Consider the following 19,134-nt stretch of genomic DNA (forward strand, 5'->3'; position numbering starts at 1 on the left):
AGGTTTTAAGTCCTATGTCTTCGATTATGGCGACGGAACACCGCTGGATTCAAGCAGTCAGTATAACAGGAGCCATCTTTATCCGTCTGTGGGAACGTATGTCGTGCGTGTGCGCATATATAACCACTGCATGAGGGATACGCTGGTGACAGATACGGTAAGGGTGAAGCCGGTGCTTGGCTTTCCGAACCTGACCCTTAACCTGAGCCCGGCCATACTCTGTCCCGGAGAAAGAACATATGTCTACGTTGGAAACGGTGGAAATTATAAGGGCTATGTTTGGTTATGGGGTGATGGTAAAAAAGACTCCACACAATGGAACGGTTTGGAGCATATTTATAAGTCCGTAGGAAATTACCCGTTAAGGGTGGTTGTGTTTAACCACTGTGGTCAGACAGATACACTCAGTGATACGATACGTGTGGTGCCTGATGCCGGATTTACGCAGGGAGCGCAGTTGTCAGGGCCTAATAAGACGGTTTGTCCGGGAGCATCCATATCACTTAACGCAAGTTGTTGCTATCAAACCTACGTATGGGATTTTGGTGACGGAAGTCCGAAGGATTCATTGTCTTCCAACCAGGGGGCGTACAGGAATCACATCTTTACATCACCGGGATCTTATACGGTTAAGGTCAGAATCTATAACCACTGTGGACAGGATACACTTTTACAGTATGTTCAAATGGTGGACAGCGATCAGGGTTTTAGTTATGATCCGTACTTTAAACTCGACTTCTATCCGATAGGATCCAAATGTCCTGGTGAGAAAGTTCAATTCAATGCGCCGAGCGGTTATCAAAGTTATGTTTGGGATTTTGGGGATGGAAGTCCTGTGGATTCCACATTTGATTATTACCGTAACCACAAGTTTAATGCCGTGGGTACGTATAATGTTGCAGTCCGGGTTTATAACCATTGTGGTAAAGACACCTTGATTAACGCGACGGTGTCCGTGAACAATTCTGTTGGATTCCCAACGGACCCCAGTCAATTCAGAATGTATGTGTACGACGAACTGTCATGTCCCGGTGAGCGGATAGACTTTAATGTTCCCTATGGCTACCAGTCGTACCTATGGGATTTCGGTGATGGACAGGTTGATTCGGCTATGACCAGTTACCGGGATCACAGTTATGATACTGTTGGAACGTATGACGTTAAGGTGACCATTACCAATTTTTGTGGATTGGATACTGTCCTGACCGAAACGGTGACCATAAGCGATGATGTTGGGTTTCCCCAGGGAGATCCCAATTTTAAAATGGACGTGTATGATGCGATATCATGTCCCGGAGAAGAGGTGACCATCTGTAATCCTTATGGCTATCGCGCATATGTATATGATTTCGGAGATGGTTCTCCACAGGATTCTACCGACAGGAGCTGCCGTGACCACCGTTATGATGCTCCGGGTGTGTATCCGGTAACGGTAACCATTTACAATCACTGTGGCGTCGATACCACCATTCAGGGTTTGGCGACCATTGATTCAACACTTGATTTTACAGGTGATCTCAATATCTGGGTGGACCCACAAAGGTCCTGCCCCGGTCATGAGATCCGTATGGATGCCCCTTACGGTTATCAATCGTATACCTGGACTTTCGGCGATGGAGACACCGCCTTCGGTGGTGCGAATGCCAACCACAGTTACGATAGTGTCGGGTACTATGTGGTATCGGTTAATATGACCAATTACTGCGGAAAGGATACCACCATTTCCACATTCCTGAATGTTGATACGACGGCACAGTTCCCCAACTACATTAATGTTTGGGCGTGGCCGGAAAACAATTGTCCGGGAGACCTGGTTTCATTACAAACATATCAGGGCTTCAATGCCTATTATTGGGATTTTGGTGATGGTACGGTTGATACCACCACCACCCACCGCATCGATCATCGGTACGCTGCACTTGGGACTTATACGGTTGGTGTAACCATTCTGAATGGTTGTGGCAACACCATCACAAGGTATGTGACCGTGAATGTGGTCGACAATGCGCTGGTTGGTGAAGTAGATATCACCATCCTTCCAAATCCGGCTTGCCCTGGCGATATTGTACAGTTTGTTCCGAACTCGGATGATGGCGAAGGCTATACCTATTGGTGGGATTTCGGTGATGGTAAAAGTGATACGACGGTGTCCGCCGGAACAGATCATGCCTATCCGGCTGTTGGGACCTATGTGGTCACCATCACAGCGGTGAATGGTTGCGGCAGGAAAGCCACAATCAAACGTAATGTTGTGATCAATAACGGCGCAGTACCAACCCTGGATGGTGAAACATTTGGTGTTGTTGCGCAATCCCAATATGCAGGTTGTGCCGGTGATGCCATCGTCTTTTATTTCTACGGAAATTATCCCGGCAATAGCTGGGACTTTGGCGATGGATCTGTTGCAGTGGCCACTGAGCAGTTGGTGGTTGGTAATGGCGCCATTGTAACCATCGTCAAGCATGCATATCAGTCCAAAGGTAACTTCTGGGCAAAACTGACCATCACCAACAAGTGTGGTAACTCAGTAACGGATTCTGTTCTTGTGAAGATTGGTGGCAACCTGCTGGTGGATGGAGATCTGTTTATACAGCCCGCAGCGGGAAATCAGGGATATACAACCTGTACACCGGTGACGTTTATCGGCTTCGGGGGCTCCAAATTCTTCTGGAACTTTGGTGACGGCGATACGGTTACGACCATTTCTCCGACCGTTGAACATACCTACCTTAACCCTGGCAACTATGCCGTGAATTTGCTTATCACCAATGCATGTGGAAACAGCCAGACCGTCACCGGTGCAGTGAACGTCAGTGGAGTTGGCGGACCATCGGTATCCGTAACCATGTTGTCTTCGGTAACTTGCTACGGAGGCAGCGATGGAGTCGCGCTTGCAACGCCAACTACCGGACAGGCGCCTTTCACTTTCATGTGGGATGATGCACTTTCGCAAACCACGGATACAGCAACCGGGCTATCCGCCGGTACCTATGAGGTTACCGTGACGGATATGAACGGATGTGGTACCGTGAAGACCGTTTCGGTTACCCAAACGCCTTCGATTTCTGTATCCGCCAACAAGGTGGATGCAAGTTGCGGAGGAGCGGACGGTAGCGCCAGTGTCAACGCGTCAAACGGAGTTGCGCCTTATACCTACTTATGGTCAAACGGTGCAACCAATGCCATTATCACCAATCTGGCCAAGGGCGCTTATTTTGTCACAGCAACGGATGCCAATGGATGCAGTCAGGTAGGAAGTGTGAATGTGAATGAGACCGGTGCCCCGGTTCTAAGTCCAGACACGGTAACGGATGCTTCATGCTTCGGTTTGGCAGACGGTTCAGTGTTTGTTGGCGTAACAGGTGGTACAGCGCCATTTGCCTTTGTATGGTCCACCGGGGCTACAACACAGAAGGCAGAAAACCTGGCTGCCGGCAACTATCTGGTGACCGTAACCGATGCCGGTGGATGTGGTTCGGTGATCAATGTGGGTGTAACTCAGCCGGGTGAGATCAAACTCACGGCGTCAACGGTGAAATCAAATTGTGGTACGGCATCAGGTTCGGCATCGATCAGTGCCTCAGGGGGAGCAGCGCCTTATACATATGCCTGGTCGTCAGGTGGCACGGGTACGACGGAGTCGCCACTTCCCGCCGGAACCTATACCGTATCGGTTACCGATGCTTCCGGGTGTGTGAAAAGCAAGGAGGTGACCATTGAGAATACCGGCTCGCCGGTGATCTCCAACGTGATCACGAATACCTCATGTTACGGTACAACGGATGGTGCAATAGACATTACCGTCACCGGTGGGACCACACCTTATATTTACACCTGGTCTACCGGAACAAACGGACAGGATGTGAATAACCTGGCTCCCGGACTGTACACACTGATTCTTCAGGATGGAGCCAATTGTCTCTCCGTACGTAACTATACCATTACGGAACCGGACTCTGTCACCGCAACGATCGATGTGGTGCCTACCGCTTGTACCCAGAATGCGGGAAGTGCGTCGGCTGCTGCCAGCGGAGGCACGCAACCGTATTCGTATGTATGGTCAACAGGGGAGACCACGCCAACCATTACCGGACTCACTCCCGGAAACTACCAGTTGACTGTAGTGGACGCCAATGGGTGTATCGGCATGGAAGGATGCACGATCCTGACCTCAACACCTACGCCCGAAATATGTGTTGTGACAGTAGACTCTGTGTTGGAGAAGAATGTGGTGGTTTGGGAAAAGACCGACGGCCTGGGTATTGCATCGTTCAATGTTTATAAGGAAGGCACGATTCAGGGTCAGTTTAATTTAATAGGAAATGTTCCATATTATGATGTTTACAGTGAATTCCTTGACAGTACTTCTGACCCCAGGGCGGTGGCTGCAAGGTATAGGATCACGGCTGTTGACTCGTGCTCAAATGAATCGGATCCCGGAACAATCCATAAGACCATGTTCCTGGGAACTTCGCCTGGACTTGGAGAGGAGATCGTGCTGGACTGGGATCCGTATGAGGGCATGTTCGTGCCGTCATACAACATATGGAGAGGAACCAACCTGGCTCCGATGACCTTGTTGACAACGGTGGCCGGATCCATCACAGGATACAATGATTTTACTTCGAACGTAGGTGTTGATACGGTCTATTATGTGGTGGAAGTGGTTCATGCTACGGGTTGTACGCCAACGCAGAAAACGAAGAACTACAATTCTTCCCGTTCCAATAAATCTTCCATCGTGCCGCCACCTCCGGGAGGTCTCGGAGGTTTGGATAGATCACTGGGTAAAGTGGTGCTATTCCCGAATCCGAACGGAGGCACATTTGCCTTTGTAATGGATGTGGCGAAAAGACAGAATGTGGAGGTGCGTCTGATGAATATGCATGGACAGCTTGTCTGGAGCGAAGCACTCGGAAATGTCGTTGGTGAAGTAAGCCGTATGGTCGATCTTGACAGAAAGGTGCCGGGCGTTTATTTCTTCCAGGTGATTGCCGAAGGCGCAGTGGTGACAAGAAAGGTCGTGATCGAGTAATCCGGAGAATACAGGAAAAACAGGATCAGGTGATGTGGTATTGACCGCATCACCTGATTTTTTTATTGGTAATACATCAATGACTTTCTGGTGAGGACATACACCAGCGAAAGATTGAAGGTCTCAATGAGGTCCTTGAATTCACCCTGTCCCTGTTTCAGATTGGGCCCGAAAAGCAATTGCCACCGCTTCTCAAACTGAATACCTACATCAGGTCTGAAGATCATGACAGACTCCTTGAAGTCAGTTAGCCAGGTTGCATTTAACCGAAGGGCAAACCCGGTGCTGTATCCGGAAGTGTACATGTAAGATGCAGAGGGGCCGGCAAAAAAATGTGGCAGGTAACCGATGGACAAGCCGCCTGTAAGACGATGAATGCCATACCTGCTTCTCTCCGGGATCAACGGATTGATGCGGGGCTGACTTCCTGTGGCGAGATGGAATTCAACATAGCTGTGCCGGTAATAATGTATACCGGCAAGAAAACTGAAGCCATTGCTGTAGACTTTCTTGTTATCCCTGAAAGCCTCATCAGAGGGGCCCTGTGCCTGAACACCGGTAGTGATTGAGGAGAAACCCAGGATCAGACTGAGACTGACCGCATGCATGATGGCCTTGTACGTTGGCGTTTTGCGATCTGATGGTATGCTCATCTGGCTGGTCCTTTTTTGATTATAACGTTAAATTTGATAAAAATTACCGATCATGGTATACTGGCTTGGGGATAAAGAAGTTTTCCCTTCACCGGAATTGGCAAATGAAGAAGGCTTGTTGGCGGTTGGTGGACAGCTGTCGGAAGGCCGTTTACTGGAGGCCTATTCACAAGGAATATTTCCATGGTTCGATAATGATGACGACCCCGTTATGTGGTGGTCACCTGATCCCAGACTGGTGCTATTCCCGGAAGAGCTGAAGATCAGCCGGAGTATGCGTCCGGTGCTGAATGGAAATGCGTTTGAAGTGACCTTTGATCAGGCATTCGGTGAGGTGATCATAGCCTGTAAGTCTGGTTTCAGGAAAGGCCAGCGCGGCACATGGATCACCGACAATATGGTTAAAGCATATATGGATTTACATAACAAAGGGTGGGCGCATTCGGTGGAAGTTTGGCATGAAAGGCAGCTTGTCGGAGGATTGTATGGCATATCCATGGGAACTGCCTTCTTTGGTGAGTCGATGTTCTCCAAAATGTCAAATGCGTCCAAGATCGGTTTCATAACGTTGGTTCAATGGCTCCGGAAAAGATCCTTTCGTATGATAGACTGCCAGGTGTATACATCGCATCTGGCCTCACTGGGCGCACGGGAAATTCCGCGTACCCAATTTCTAACCACCCTGAAGGAGTGTTTGGTGTCACCCACCCTGAATGGTAAATGGATATACAGCAATGACTAACATGATGATGGTTTACCTCACCTTTCCAAATGCTGAGGAAGCAGAACAGATCGGGAGGATTCTTGTTGAGGAAGGATTGGCAGCTTGTGTCAATTTCTGGGATGGGATGAAATCTATCTATCGTTGGCAGGGCAGGGTAGAGGAGGCCGGGGAGACAGTGTGTATTGCCAAGACCTCAGCGGACAATTTTGAAGCATTGCGTGCCCGGGTCGTTTCACTTCATTCGTATGAATGCCCTTGTGTTGTTGCCTGGCCGTTGTCCGATGGACATGCGCCGTACATAGATTGGCTGGCAGCGTCAGTTGGGGCGCCTGATAACGGGAAATAAAAAACCCCGAATCCATGGGACCGGGGTTTGAATAATTCTTGGGTTGTTCCCTTAAAGCGCCTTGACTTCTTCAACCAGTTTTGCCAACACCTGTTTGGCATCACCAAAGAGCATGCTGGTCTTATCCCTGTAGAACAAGTCATTGTCAATACCTGCGTAACCTACGCTCATGCTTCGCTTGTTGATGATGATCTGTTTTGAGTCTTCAACATTCAGGATGGGCATACCGTAGATAGGGCTGGATGGATCTTCTTTCGCGGCTGGGTTTACAACGTCGTTGGCTCCGAGTACAAGCACCACATCTGTGGTTGAAAACTCCGGATTGATGTCTTCCATCTCAACCAGCTTTCCGTAATCCACATTGGATTCTGCGAGCAATACGTTCATATGTCCGGGCATCCGGCCGGCCACAGGGTGAATGGCGTATTTGACTTCGACGCCTCTGGATTCCAGAAGCTCTTCCAGTTCATGTACTACGTGTTGCGCCTGGGCTACGGCAAGACCGTATCCGGGTACGATCACCACCTTGGTGGCATAGTTCATGAGAACGGCCGCATCAGATGGGCTTACCTCACGGAAACTCTTCTGTACACCATCTCCGCTGGCGGCTTTTGCAACGCCACCGGTACCGAAGGCTCCGAAGATTACATTGGTGAGTGAGCGGTTCATTGCCTGACACATGACGACGGTCAGGATTGTTCCGGCGGATCCCACCAGGATACCTCCCGTGAGCATGGCCATGTTGTCATAAAGAAAACCACCGAAGGCCGCTGCCATCCCGGTGAAAGAGTTGAGCAATGATATCACCACGGGCATATCTGCACCACCGATAGGGATAACAAACAGTACCCCGTAAAGAAATGAAGCGGCACACAGGATGTATACCCACATCTCAGCGTTGGGGATGTTATCCATGGAAAGACATGCAGTCAGCCCCAGGATACCAATGATCAGGAGTGTGTTCAGGATGTTATAGAAGGGGAGACGGATGTCTTTCTTCATATTCCCGTTCAGTTTGGCAAAGGCCACCATAGATCCTGAGAATGATACGGTACCGATCACCAGTCCGCAAAAGATCGTCAGAAGGATCAAACGGTCGGGATTTTCGGCGTGCATGGCATGGGGGAACTCAATGAGTCCGATGATGGCCGCACAGGCACCACCCATTCCATTGAAAAGAGATACCATCTGAGGCATGGCGGTCATGGCCACCTTTTTGGCGATCATCCAACCAATGACCGTACCGATGGCAATACCGCCGAAAATAAGCCCGAGATTCCCCAGGTTGTTTCCGTTCTCATCTTTATAAAGAAAGATGGTGGCAAAAATCGCAACGGTCATACCCACTGCAGCCCATAGATTACCGGACCTGGCGGTTTTGGGACCGCTAAGTTTTTTCAGTCCCAGAATGTAGAGAATCGAAGCAAATAAATAACCGATTTCAAGAATGTGAGCGCCCATGGCTTAGTCTTTTTTAGCAGGTTTTTTCTTAAACATTTCCAACATCCGGTCTGTCACAACAAACCCTCCGACCACGTTGAGTGTTCCGAGGATCACCGCAAGAAAGCCGAGTATAAGCGCGAGGATATCATCACTTTGGGCTTTACCCATAATAATAATAGCACCGATGATAACCACACCGTGAATGGCGTTGGCGCCTGACATCAGTGGTGTATGAAGTACCGAAGGCACATTCGCAATCACTTCCACACCGAGAAGTATGGACAGGATCACCACATAGACCATATCCATATGTTTGTAAAGAAAATCGAGAATTTCCATGAGAATGTTTTTGGTTGATGAATTACGCGGTGGCTGCTTCTGCCATTACCGTAGGGTGAACTTTCTTGCCGGCGTGAACAATGAGGGAGCCTTTGTTGATCTCCTCCTCCATATCCCACTTGAAACCTTCCGACGAGGCCACATGCAGAAGAAATTCACTGATGTTTTTTGCATACAGCTCGCTGGCATTCATCGGCATTGTGCTGGGCAGATTGGTCTCTCCGATGATGATCACGCCTTCTTTTTCTACCGTTTTGTTCATCTCGCTGAGCTCACAGTTACCACCTTGTTCGACGGCCATATCCACAACGACCGAACCCGGGCGCATGGACTTTACCATGTCTGCGGTGATAAGCACCGGGGCTTTCTTTCCCGGGATCAATGCTGTGGTGATCACCACATCCGCTTCGGCCACGTGTTTGGCGACCAGTTCTTTTTGTTTCTTGAGGAATTCTTCGGATACACCCTTCACGTAACCGCCTTCCATTTTGACGGACTCATCTGCAGGGACCTCAATAAATTTACCACCGAGTGATTCCACCTGTTCTTTGGTTTCGGGTCTGATGTCGGAAACTTCCACAATGGCACCCAGCCTTTTGGCGGTGGCAATGGCCTGAAGTCCGGCAACCCCTGCACCCATGATCACAATCCGTGACGGTTTTAATGTTCCGGCGGAAGTCATCAGGAGTGGGAATATTTTCCCTAAGGCGTTGGCGGCCAACAATACCGTCTTGTATCCGGCCAGGTTACTCTGAGAGCTCAAAGCATCCATCTTCTGTGCCAGTGAAGTTCTTGGAATAGCATCCATGGAATAAGCACTGATTCCCTGCTTGGCACACGCATCAACAAGTTCTTTGTTGACGGCCGCAAACATAAAAGAGATCAGCACCGCGTCTTTTTTCATCTGGCTGATCTCTTCAGGGGAAGGTGCGTTTACCTTTAACACCACATCCGACTCCGAGTATACTTTGTTCTTGTCTGCGATGGTTGCACCGGCTTCCTTGTATTTCTCGTCATATATAAAGGAATTGTCACCGGCACCACTTTCGACGATCACTTCAAATCCTTTGGAGATAAGTGATTTGACCACCGTTGGGGTGAGTGCTACCCGCCTCTCGCGATCCTTTGTTTCCTTTGGTACACCTAATTTCACAGTACGCTATAGATTGGTTTATGATAATAGTTGGACCGGCCAAAGTAAGGAAGAAAAATTGATATATGAAAAATATGCAGGCGTTGTTGTCTCGGGTTATTTTTGGTTTTTTCAGAGGCAGGTATGCCCCCTTATTGAAGCGAAAAAACGGAATTACATTCAGGGTGTGATCAATTCGCCTTTAATTCGCACCTTTACCCCCCGGCAGGTTGCATCACGGCCGTTGCCCGCCGAATCTTGATGAGGCTGAAATGATGAAAATCACATTCTTAGGAACCGGTACGTCCTCTGGAGTTCCCATGATCGCATGTTCATGCGATGTGTGTCGCTCTGATGATTCCAGGGACCAACGTCTGAGATCTTCTGTGATGATAGAACACAACGGACAGGTGGTGGTTGTGGATTCCGGCCCTGATTTCAGACAACAAATGCTGAATGTGGATGCCGCAAGGTTAGATGCGCTGCTGTTTACCCATGAACATAAAGACCACATTGCCGGAATGGATGATGTAAGGGCATTTAACTTTCAAAGTGGGAAACCTATGGAGGTATATGCATCTGTGAGGGTTCAGAAAGCACTGGAAAGAGAATACCATTATGTGTTTCATGACGAAGGTTATCCGGGAGTTCCAAGGGTAAACATGAACACCATTCATCAGGGTGAAGCTTTTAAAGTGGCAGATATGGATGTACTGCCGGTAAATGTTTGGCATCACAAACTTCCGGTCATGGCATTCCGCTTTGCTGATTTTTCATATGTTACGGATGCCAACGCCATAGATGATCCGGAAAAGGAGATGTTGAGAGATTCGAAGATTCTTGTTTTGAATGCCCTGAGAAAAGAAGCCCATGTGTCTCATTTTACCCTGGACGAAGCCATTGCACTGGGCAAGGAGTTGAACGCTGCTGAGGTATACCTGACTCATATCAGTCATCAGTTGGGAAAACACGCGGATGTTTCGTTACAACTGCCTCCTGATGTATATTTGGCCTATGATGGATTGCAAATAGAAATGCCAGTTGCCTGAGATGCATATTGTCATTGTTAACAATACACGAATTCCCGTTCTGAAATACGGCGGTACGGAGAGGGTGATCTGGTGGTTGGGGCAGGAGCTTACCCGCGCAGGGCACAAGGTTACCTACCTGGTTGCGCCTGGATCTTCATGTCCGTTTGCCGATGTGCTTCCTTTGCAGCCGGGCAAATCCCTGGATGAACAGATTCCCGAAAATGCCGATCTCGTGCACATTCATTTTCCCATCAGGGAACCATTGAAAAAACCATATCTGGTAACGATTCATGGTAATGGCAAACCAGGGGAGGTGTATGATCCGCAAACCGTTTTTGTTTCCAAAGATCATGCAAGACGCCATAACAGTGCGCATTTTGTTTATAATGGACTTGGCCTGGACGATTACGGTACGGTAGACTGGAACCAGAAGCGATCGCACTGGACCTTCCTTGCAAAAGGTTCAAGGCTTGAAAAAAATAAGATAGGCGCCATTCAATTGACCAAATCGGTGCGGGAACCTTTGATGATTATCGGTTCCCGGGGATTTACCTTCAATACCCTGGTGAAGTACAAAGGATTTTTGGGCGGACAGGAGAAGTTACGGGTCCTTAACACGTCCAAAGGTTTATTGTTCCCGATTCGCTGGCATGAACCGTTCGGGCTGTCCATCCTGGAAAGTCTGTATTTTGGCGGCCCGGTGCTGGGGACCCCTTATGGATCTCTACCCGAACTGGTGCCTTCAGATATGGGTGTTCTTTCCAACAACCCTGAAGAACTCACCGAAGCGATGAACCATATTGAGGACTTCGACCGGAAGGCGTGTCACCAATATGTCATTGATCGCTTTCATGCGAATCAGATGGCGAAAGATTACCTCGTGTATTACGAACGGGTCATGAATGGTGAACAACTTCACAAGACGCCACCATCCAGCACTTATACCCGCAAGCATCAACTGCTCCCGTTCGGCACCAAATAGTTTTATTGAATTCAGCGGGTTATTTGATATTCCAGAAAAGCTGGTCGTGATTGATAACTCCCAAAGCCTTGCCTGTAAGCTTCTGGTGAAGCACCGGGCTGTTGATGCAGTTTGAGGAAAGCGACTCCGGCGTAACCGTCCATGGCAGGTCCGGATCAAACATTGTAATGTTGGCCGGTGCACCCTCTTCAAGAATAATATCCGGGAGACCGAGGATCTTTCTGGGGTTGGTGGAAAATGCCTCCACCAGGGTCGATAGTTTTACTTTTTTGTCAACCCCGGTTCTCGCTACTGCAAATGCGGTAATAATGCCACTTGCACCAAACGCAGCCATGTCAAATTCTTTCCTTTTCTCATCGTCATCTTCCGGGCAATGGTCTGAGCAAATGACCTGCAGGGTATTGTCGTTCAGGGCTTTTATCAGTGCCTGCCGGTCCGCTTCTTCCCGAAGGGGTGGCATGAGCTTGGCGTCGCTGTTAAAATCATTCAGTGCCGTCTCGGTTAGGAGGAGATGGTGCGCGGAAACGCCACCGCTTACCTTTAGCTTCCTCTTTCTGGCATCGCGGAGCAGGTCCATGGAACGCTTGGCTGAAAGGGTGCCAAAGTGCAACCGGCCTCCGGTGTAATCTGCAAGGTAAAGATCCCGTTGCAAGGCGATCTCTTCTGCAAGTGCCGGGATAACGGGGATTCCGAGTTGTGTTGCGACTAACCCTTCATTGGCTACTCCATGTGCTGCCAGGTTCTTGTCCATCGGAAAACTCACGATCAGCCCGTTAAAATCGAGTGCATATTGCAAAGCAAGTTTTTGAAGATTGCTGCTCTGTATGCCTTCTTTGCCATCTGTAAATGCCATGGCTCCGGCTTCCATCATGTCAAACATTTCCGTCATGTATTCTCCGGAAAGTTGTGATGACAAAGCACCATAAGGAATCACATCCACGAGTTGTCCCCTGGTGCGGTTGATCACGTATTCGACCGCGGCTTTGTTGTCCCTGGGTGGTTGGGTGTTGGGTAGAACCGCCATGCCCGTAAAACCACCGAGCCTTGCAGCCCGGCACGTGTCGTCAAGGGTTTCCTTATATTCATGTCCCGGATCCGGGACAAAAACCTGCATGTCGAACCAGCCGGCAGAGACGTGAAGGTTTTTCGCGCTGCAAACTTTGGCGCCTGATGCCGTTAACCTGCTTCCGATCTTTTTAATTACCCCTCCTTCGATCAGGATATCTTTGACCTTGCCATTGTGCGAAGATGCCCTGTTAATGATCCTGGCTTGTTTGATCAGAATTTTCATGACATACGTGTTTAACTGAATAATATGATAACCATCATTTCAGTAATCGGATGAAAGCGGTTTCAGTAGCCAGCATAAGCAATGCCAGCCAAATGCAGATTCTCCATAAACGTGTACCCTCAGCCTGCCTGGTGATAGCCAGGGCAAATTCCGAGATGCCTCCATCCATCACAGATGAGCTGGATATGCCTAGTTTACGGGTGATCGTTTTCAGGTCTTCTGCTGTATATGTTGCCGTTTCCGATTCTTTTCGTTCGTAGTTAAATGCCAGTCCCAATAAGTCTGAACTGCCCGCCTTCAACACATAAAGTCCTGCCTCATTAACCTGGCCATGGGTATAAAGGATGGTCTTCAATCCTCCCGAACGTTGCTCCGGAATAAACGAACCCTCCGATCCCAGCTTCTTTATCGTCAGTACGCCCTCGGAGCCGGTATACAATTTACCCAGGGTAATGGCATCATCTGCACCGATGATGGTAAACAGATCGTTGGCAGATTGACTGTGCAACGCTGCCTGATAGAGTGTAAGCACATTCAAGCTATGGTTGCCAAACGGATAAAAAGATTTGTCATTTGAGGGGACGGCGGAAGTGTATACAAATCCCCGCCCTGATTTGTACCTGCTGATGAACGGGTGGTTATCCTGGAGCCTTAGTAAGACTTCCTCGGACGTGCTTTGTGATGAAGTCATGACGTAGTGTTTGCCGGTTACCGGGAAGTCCATGTTTTCAGGTACCTTCTCGAAAATATGTTCATACAGCAAATGTTCCTTAAAGAAGGATGATACCTTGGTGCGCTGGGTATCCAGGCTGGTATACAAACCGGTTCCAAGCTGTGAAAGCAGACTGTTGATGGGTTCTTGTTCGTTCAGGGCGTTGGGGAATACCCATAAAGAACCGCCTTCGTTCACAAATTTGGCAAGCTCATCCTGCAGACCGGTCGCGATTTCTGTAAGCTCGTTCAGAACGATCATGTGCTGACCGGAGAATGCGGAGAAATCAATACTTCCGGCAGAAACATTTCTGAGACGGACATAAGCATCATCTCCGAAAAGCGCGTTCACGGCTTCACTTTCTTCGTTTTGATTGATGCACAGGATAGAAAGGCTATCCGCAATGCTATAGGCAAAGAAATAATGGTCATCATAAACGATGGGATAATCTACAAGCGCGATCTCTCCGTATTGGATACCTGATTCCTCTGTGGTATAAGTTAAAACCACGTCCTGAGTAGATCCGGGTGTGGTTCGGATACTTGCCATGGCCTTCTGATGACCGTTGATCATCAACTTCACCGGAATGTTTTCGTGTTCTTCGTCAGAAGCATTCTTTATTCTTACCGTCAGCTGCTCCGGTGTATCGGACATCCTTACGGGGTTTTCAAACCAGACGGAATCGATATAAACATTGCTGGCTTTTTCAGCATGCATGGCCACCAGGTTGAGTGTGATGGTGGTGTCCTGGCTTATCACATCCAGGTCCGTAATGCTTTTCTGGTAATCCGATAATATGTAAGCAATTCTTGTTCCCTGGTGCTGTGAAAGTGCATCCTGCTGGCGCTTGTATACTTCACTGATGGAGCGTGTATCCGGAGATGTTTCCACCTCTCCAAGTGCTTCCAGGAAATCTTCTTTGCTGAGCAGGCGTTGCTGTTTTCCGAGAAAATCATTGGTGATCAGTTGGAAGATATCGGTAGGTGCGTATGCATCCGCCACCTCCCGGGCCTTCATTTTTGCCAGTTCCAGCAGACGCCCCTCTTCGTTGGTGGCATCCATGCTGAAGCTATTGTCGATATAAACGCTTATTGCTTTCTTTCCGGCGTCTGTAGGGTGATCACCTTCCGGAATGAAGGGTTGGGCAAAAGCAAGTATAAGGAAGGCCAGGGCGAGCAACCTGGTTGTAAGCACCAACAAATGTTTCAGGCGGGAGTGGGACCTTGTTTGTTGTTGCAGGTTTCGCAGAAAGCGAACCTGGGTGAAGTACACTTTTTTAAACCGCTGGAAATTGAACAGGTGAATGATAATGGGAATCGCCAGGGCGAAGAGAGCATAGAGCAGACTGGGATTCAGAAATTTCATCAAAGCCCAAAGATAGGAAAATTTTGAACCGGGCTAGGCACCTTCCGGGTAATTTCCTTCCCGGGAGAAGTCTTAAGCACCGGGAAACCGGTTTGGCTAAATAACTCCTTCTGCTTGTCCTTTGTTGCGTATAAAGCGTTTCGCAACCACCAGATCTTTGCTGTCATGGCCGTATTCATAAAACCCTTCACCGGCCTTGATGCCCAGATTGCCTGCTGTAACCATATTGACCAGGAGGGGGCAGGGTGCATATTTTGGATTTCCAAAACCATCGTGCAGTACTTTAAGGATCGACAGGCACACATCCAGACCGATGAAGTCTGCCAACTGCAATGGTCCCATGGGATGAGCCATACCGAGTTTCATAACGGTGTCTATCTCATGAACGCCTGCTACACCTTCGTAAAGAGAATATATGGCTTCATTGATCATGGGCATCAGGATGCGGTTGGCAATGAATCCCGGGTAGTCGTTAACCTCAACCGGCACTTTTCCCAGTTTTTCTGAAAGGGCAAAAACGGACCGACATACATCATCTGATGTAGCATATCCCCGAATGACCTCCACCAGCTTCATAATAGGTACCGGGTTCATGAAATGCATGCCGATGACCTGGGCCGGGCGCTGGGTGACGGCTGCAATTTTAGTGATCGATATGGAAGATGTGTTGGAAGCCAGGATGGTATGTTTATCACAGGCCTTGTCCAGCTCCCTGAAAATGTTCAGTTTTAGCTCGGTGTTTTCTGTGGCAGCTTCAACGACCAGATCACAATCTTTAACACCTTCGGGAAGAGAGGTGAATGTTTTGATGCGGGCCAGTGTTGCTACCTTATCTTCAGCAGCGATCTTTTCTTTGTTAACCAGACGGTCCAGATTTTTGGTAATGGTGGCCATACCTTTTTCAAGAGCGGCATCGGAGACGTCGATGAGTGCTACATCGTATCCGGTTTGCGCAAATACATGGGCAATCCCATTTCCCATTGTTCCTGAACCTATTACGGCAATCTTCTTCATGGCTTGTTGAATACGTATATATGTTACTTACTTGCCGGTCCCATCGTTATAAGATACTGCAACAGCGCTGTCGCATCTTCTTCGTTGATGGACGTTTCACCTGTCTTTTTATTCACCTTTCCCACCATGGCGGGAACAATTTTCTCGAGTCGTTCCTGCGATAACAGGGTGTGATCCTTAAGCGCGTGGCATGTGTTACAAAATTGTTCATTGATGCTTTTGCCCTTTTCCAGTCCTGCGAGGGTCAGACCGGGAAATAATTCGGAGCCCCGTTCCACATCCGTGGCAGACATGCCGGGAACCTTCACGGCAGCGGTTTTATGTGACTTACATGCAAACAGTGAAACTGTGCTCAGGGCCACAATGGTGAGAATCTTTTTCATAGAAATAATGTTATGGCCGAAGGTATCAATTTAGGTTTAGATCACAAACCAATAGGCTGTTATCACTTTATTTACCGCGCCCCTGAATGACAGTCAGGACGGTATAAAATATGATCTTAAGATCCAGCGCGAGTGACATGTTCTCAATATAAATGATGTCGTACTTCAACCGCTCAATCATTTGATTGACGTTTTCTGCATAGCCATATTTTACTTGTCCCCAGGAGGTAATTCCGGGCCTGACCTTATGAAGATGATGGTAGTGTTCTGCTTTCTTGACGATCTGATCAATGAAGAACTGGCGTTCCGGTCTGGGCCCCACAAGAGACATGTCTCCTCGAAGCACATTATAAAACTGCGGAAATTCGTCAAGTCGCGTTTTGCGCATAAAGCTTCCGAAGGCTGTAATGCGACTGTCATTGCCGCTGGACAATTTAGGCGTGTCAACTTCTGCATTCACTTTCATAGATCGGAATTTGTAAATGGTAAAGGGCATACCATGCAACCCGATCCTTTCGTGACTGTAAAATACAGGGCCTTTTGAAGTTGTCTTGACCAGGATGGCTGTGATGAGATAGAGGGGGAATCCCACCGTGAGTACAATGAGTGAGATCGAAATATCCATTGTGCGTTTAACAAACTTTTGCCAGTGAGGCATAAGATCCGGATAGATTTCGATCAACGGTGCACCGAACAGAGATGTCATCTTGACTGAACCGGAAAGGATGTCGTACATGTCGGGAATAATCTTGATGATGATGCCCAACCCTTCGATGCGATCCATGATCCGCCTAAGCTTATCGTGTTCCGATGATTCGATGGCGATGATCACCTCTTCTGCTTTTGATTCGCTTAATATCTCCCGGATGTCGTTGACATGTCCCAGGTGAGGAAGTTTTTTGGATAGTACCGGCTTTTTACCGTTGCCATTTACATGCACAAAACCTATAAAGCGATTACCGCTGGAATGCTTGGCATTGGTCATCTCATCATAAAGCTCTGCTGCCTTCTCATTGCTTCCGATCAGGACCGTTGGGAAACCGATGATATGTCGTTGAATGCGATGGGCTGTGTGGCTTGTAAGCAGGAAACGAAACAGGAACGTGATCAGGAAATGCAATCCGTAAAGAACAAAGAATGTGCGGTAATAGCTTTTGTAATTGGCCACTTCATCATCAAGAAGTAGAACGAAAAATATAACCAGTACACCGATGAATGACGCCCACAGGGTTTGGGCCATTTCCTTTAACCGCGATTTTCTGTAAATATCCCGGTATGTTCCGAAAATTGTATAAAGCAGCAACCAGAATAATGGAAGAATGATCAGTCCGATAACCAGTTTCTGATCCAGTTCATATGGGACTTCGTAGCCGTATTTTACGGGTTCGATAAACTTCTTCCGGTAGATGAAGAACATTCCCCAGGCCAATGAAGCCGAAATAAGATCGGCGATGACGTACTTCAGGACCTGGAGGGTTCTGTTCATTTAGTATACCAGTTTGAAATTGTCGAGGAAGATTTCCGGATTGACTGCGTAGCTCCCATCCCGCGACACGCCGATGAAGACATTATAGTCTATGATGTTGTTCTGATTACCGACCTCCTGGGTAAGGTTTATGTAGATCTTGTTCCACTCGGTCGTTGGGTTGAAGCTGAATACGGGGAATTGGGTGGTCAGCTGGGTGCCGTTTGCAATCAGGCCAACGACAAATGGATGGTTGCACTTATAATGCATTTCTAAAAAGATTGCCTCTCCCTTAGGCAGCTTGAATGCATCGGTACTTTTGGCTTCAAATAATGTATCACCGGTATCCAGGTAAATTCTGCCCGAACCCTTCCCCTCAAAGATATCGGCGGTCAGGGCCTTGGTCATGGTCGTGTCACTTTTTGAGGTTTTTTCAAGAGAGAAACCGGCATTGTCAAATGTTTCCATCCAGGCGAACTGCGTAAAGGACGTGTATGTGGTGGTTGGGTTTAATGTGATGGTTTCTGCCGGAACCAGGTCCAGTGTTTGGTTATAGGAGGTGAAAAAGGGATAAATAACCCTGGTTGCACTGATGCCATTCATTTTGATGCCCGGGTATATCGTGACTTTATGTGAGCCACTGTATGGAACAGGAACGCGGGCGGGCAGCTCGAATGCACCGATGGCCTGATCGTCAATGTACACCCATGCATCGGTGATCTTATGACGGGCACTTCCTTCACTTGCCTGGTTGGTGGTAAGATTAAACTGATCAATCCTGAGGTACGTTGGGATTTGCTCATCCGGATTGATCAATTCACACGCGGACATAAAGGTGATGACTGCAAGCATGGGTAATACCCATCCAACAGGCAAGGCCTTTGAATTATGTGTTCTGCTTTGGGTTTTTATCATGAGTGATGCACGGTTGATCAACGAAGTTGAAACTGAAATATTGTTGCGCTCATCAGGAGGCTTCGGTATGGTTCATCATATGATTAATCTGCCATGCGGTTTCAAGGGCACGGTATCCGTCCTCTGCCGAAACCATCGGTTTGGTGCCGTTGGAAATGGCTCTGTGAAATGCCTGAAGCTCTTCTTTAATAGCGTTGTGTGCAGGGATGTCCGGGTGTTCAAAATAAATTTCTCTTTTTCCTTTTTCGCCCAGATCCAGAACCATGGAGAATGGGTCGGGTTGATCCTGGATCTCTTTGATCCG

At 48.3% G+C, this 19,134-nt stretch carries 16 protein-coding genes; 5 read left to right on the top strand and 11 right to left on the bottom strand.

From position 1 onward, the window contains the following. The coding region (locus tag KDD36_10940; GenBank protein ID MCB0397164.1) for a PKD domain-containing protein at positions 1-5,035 on the top strand (5,035 nt) is incomplete at its 5' end. A gap of 62 nt (positions 5,036-5,097) precedes the next feature. On the opposite strand, the gene KDD36_10945 is transcribed toward KDD36_10940, so the two are convergent. Further along, on the bottom strand, positions 5,098-5,688 hold the full coding sequence (locus KDD36_10945; protein ID MCB0397165.1) for a hypothetical protein: 591 nt from the start codon (positions 5,686-5,688) through the stop codon (positions 5,098-5,100). Positions 5,689-5,740: 52 nt separating this feature from the next. Here KDD36_10945 and aat point away from each other — a divergent pair, with 52 nt between their 5' ends. Next, complete coding sequence (aat, locus tag KDD36_10950; protein ID MCB0397166.1) at positions 5,741-6,430, top strand: leucyl/phenylalanyl-tRNA--protein transferase; 690 nt, start codon at positions 5,741-5,743, stop codon at positions 6,428-6,430. 1 nt (position 6,431) lies between these two features. Continuing rightward, entirely contained in the window at positions 6,432-6,758 is a 327-nt protein-coding gene (locus KDD36_10955; protein MCB0397167.1) for a divalent-cation tolerance protein CutA, read from the top strand. A gap of 51 nt (positions 6,759-6,809) precedes the next feature. On the opposite strand, the gene KDD36_10960 is transcribed toward KDD36_10955, so the two are convergent. The 3 genes from KDD36_10960 to KDD36_10970 are packed head-to-tail and all read right to left on the bottom strand — an operon-like array spanning position 6,810 to position 9,693. After that, entirely contained in the window at positions 6,810-8,219 is a 1,410-nt protein-coding gene (locus KDD36_10960; protein MCB0397168.1) for an NAD(P)(+) transhydrogenase (Re/Si-specific) subunit beta, read from the bottom strand. A 3-nt stretch (positions 8,220-8,222) separates the two neighbouring features. Continuing rightward, on the bottom strand, positions 8,223-8,540 hold the full coding sequence (locus KDD36_10965; protein MCB0397169.1) for an NAD(P) transhydrogenase subunit alpha: 318 nt from the start codon (positions 8,538-8,540) through the stop codon (positions 8,223-8,225). A 22-nt stretch (positions 8,541-8,562) separates the two neighbouring features. Beyond that, complete coding sequence (locus tag KDD36_10970) at positions 8,563-9,693, bottom strand: Re/Si-specific NAD(P)(+) transhydrogenase subunit alpha (protein ID MCB0397170.1); 1,131 nt, start codon at positions 9,691-9,693, stop codon at positions 8,563-8,565. Positions 9,694-9,947: 254 nt separating this feature from the next. On the opposite strand from KDD36_10970, the gene KDD36_10975 reads away from it, so the two are divergent. Then, a complete protein-coding gene (locus KDD36_10975) occupies positions 9,948-10,721 on the top strand; it encodes an MBL fold metallo-hydrolase (protein MCB0397171.1) in 774 nt (257 codons plus the stop codon). A gap of 1 nt (position 10,722) precedes the next feature. Then, entirely contained in the window at positions 10,723-11,685 is a 963-nt protein-coding gene (locus tag KDD36_10980; protein MCB0397172.1) for a glycosyltransferase, read from the top strand. Positions 11,686-11,704: 19 nt separating this feature from the next. Here the strand turns inward: KDD36_10980 and pyrC are convergent, their stop codons facing one another. The 7 genes from pyrC to KDD36_11015 form a co-directional block, all read right to left on the bottom strand. Next, a complete protein-coding gene (gene pyrC, locus KDD36_10985) occupies positions 11,705-12,976 on the bottom strand; it encodes a dihydroorotase (GenBank protein MCB0397173.1) in 1,272 nt (423 codons plus the stop codon). A gap of 34 nt (positions 12,977-13,010) precedes the next feature. Then, positions 13,011-15,056 (bottom strand): BatA domain-containing protein, encoded by a 2,046-nt coding sequence (locus KDD36_10990; protein MCB0397174.1) that lies wholly within the window; start codon positions 15,054-15,056, stop codon positions 13,011-13,013. A gap of 93 nt (positions 15,057-15,149) precedes the next feature. Next, entirely contained in the window at positions 15,150-16,067 is a 918-nt protein-coding gene (locus tag KDD36_10995; GenBank protein MCB0397175.1) for a 3-hydroxybutyryl-CoA dehydrogenase, read from the bottom strand. Positions 16,068-16,090: 23 nt separating this feature from the next. After that, the gene (locus tag KDD36_11000) at positions 16,091-16,450 is read right to left on the bottom strand and encodes a hypothetical protein (protein MCB0397176.1); all 360 of its coding nucleotides are present in this window, start codon (positions 16,448-16,450) and stop codon (positions 16,091-16,093) included. Positions 16,451-16,517: 67 nt separating this feature from the next. After that, entirely contained in the window at positions 16,518-17,936 is a 1,419-nt protein-coding gene (locus tag KDD36_11005) for a sugar transferase (protein MCB0397177.1), read from the bottom strand. Continuing rightward, positions 17,937-18,830, bottom strand: a complete 894-nt coding sequence (locus KDD36_11010; GenBank protein ID MCB0397178.1) for a hypothetical protein — start codon at positions 18,828-18,830, stop codon at positions 17,937-17,939. A 52-nt stretch (positions 18,831-18,882) separates the two neighbouring features. Further along, on the bottom strand, positions 18,883-19,134 hold a 252-nt coding region (locus KDD36_11015), incomplete at its 5' end, for a gfo/Idh/MocA family oxidoreductase (protein ID MCB0397179.1).

Source organism: Flavobacteriales bacterium (assembly GCA_020435415.1).
Taxonomy (GTDB): Bacteria; Bacteroidota; Bacteroidia; order JACJYZ01; family JACJYZ01; genus JACJYZ01.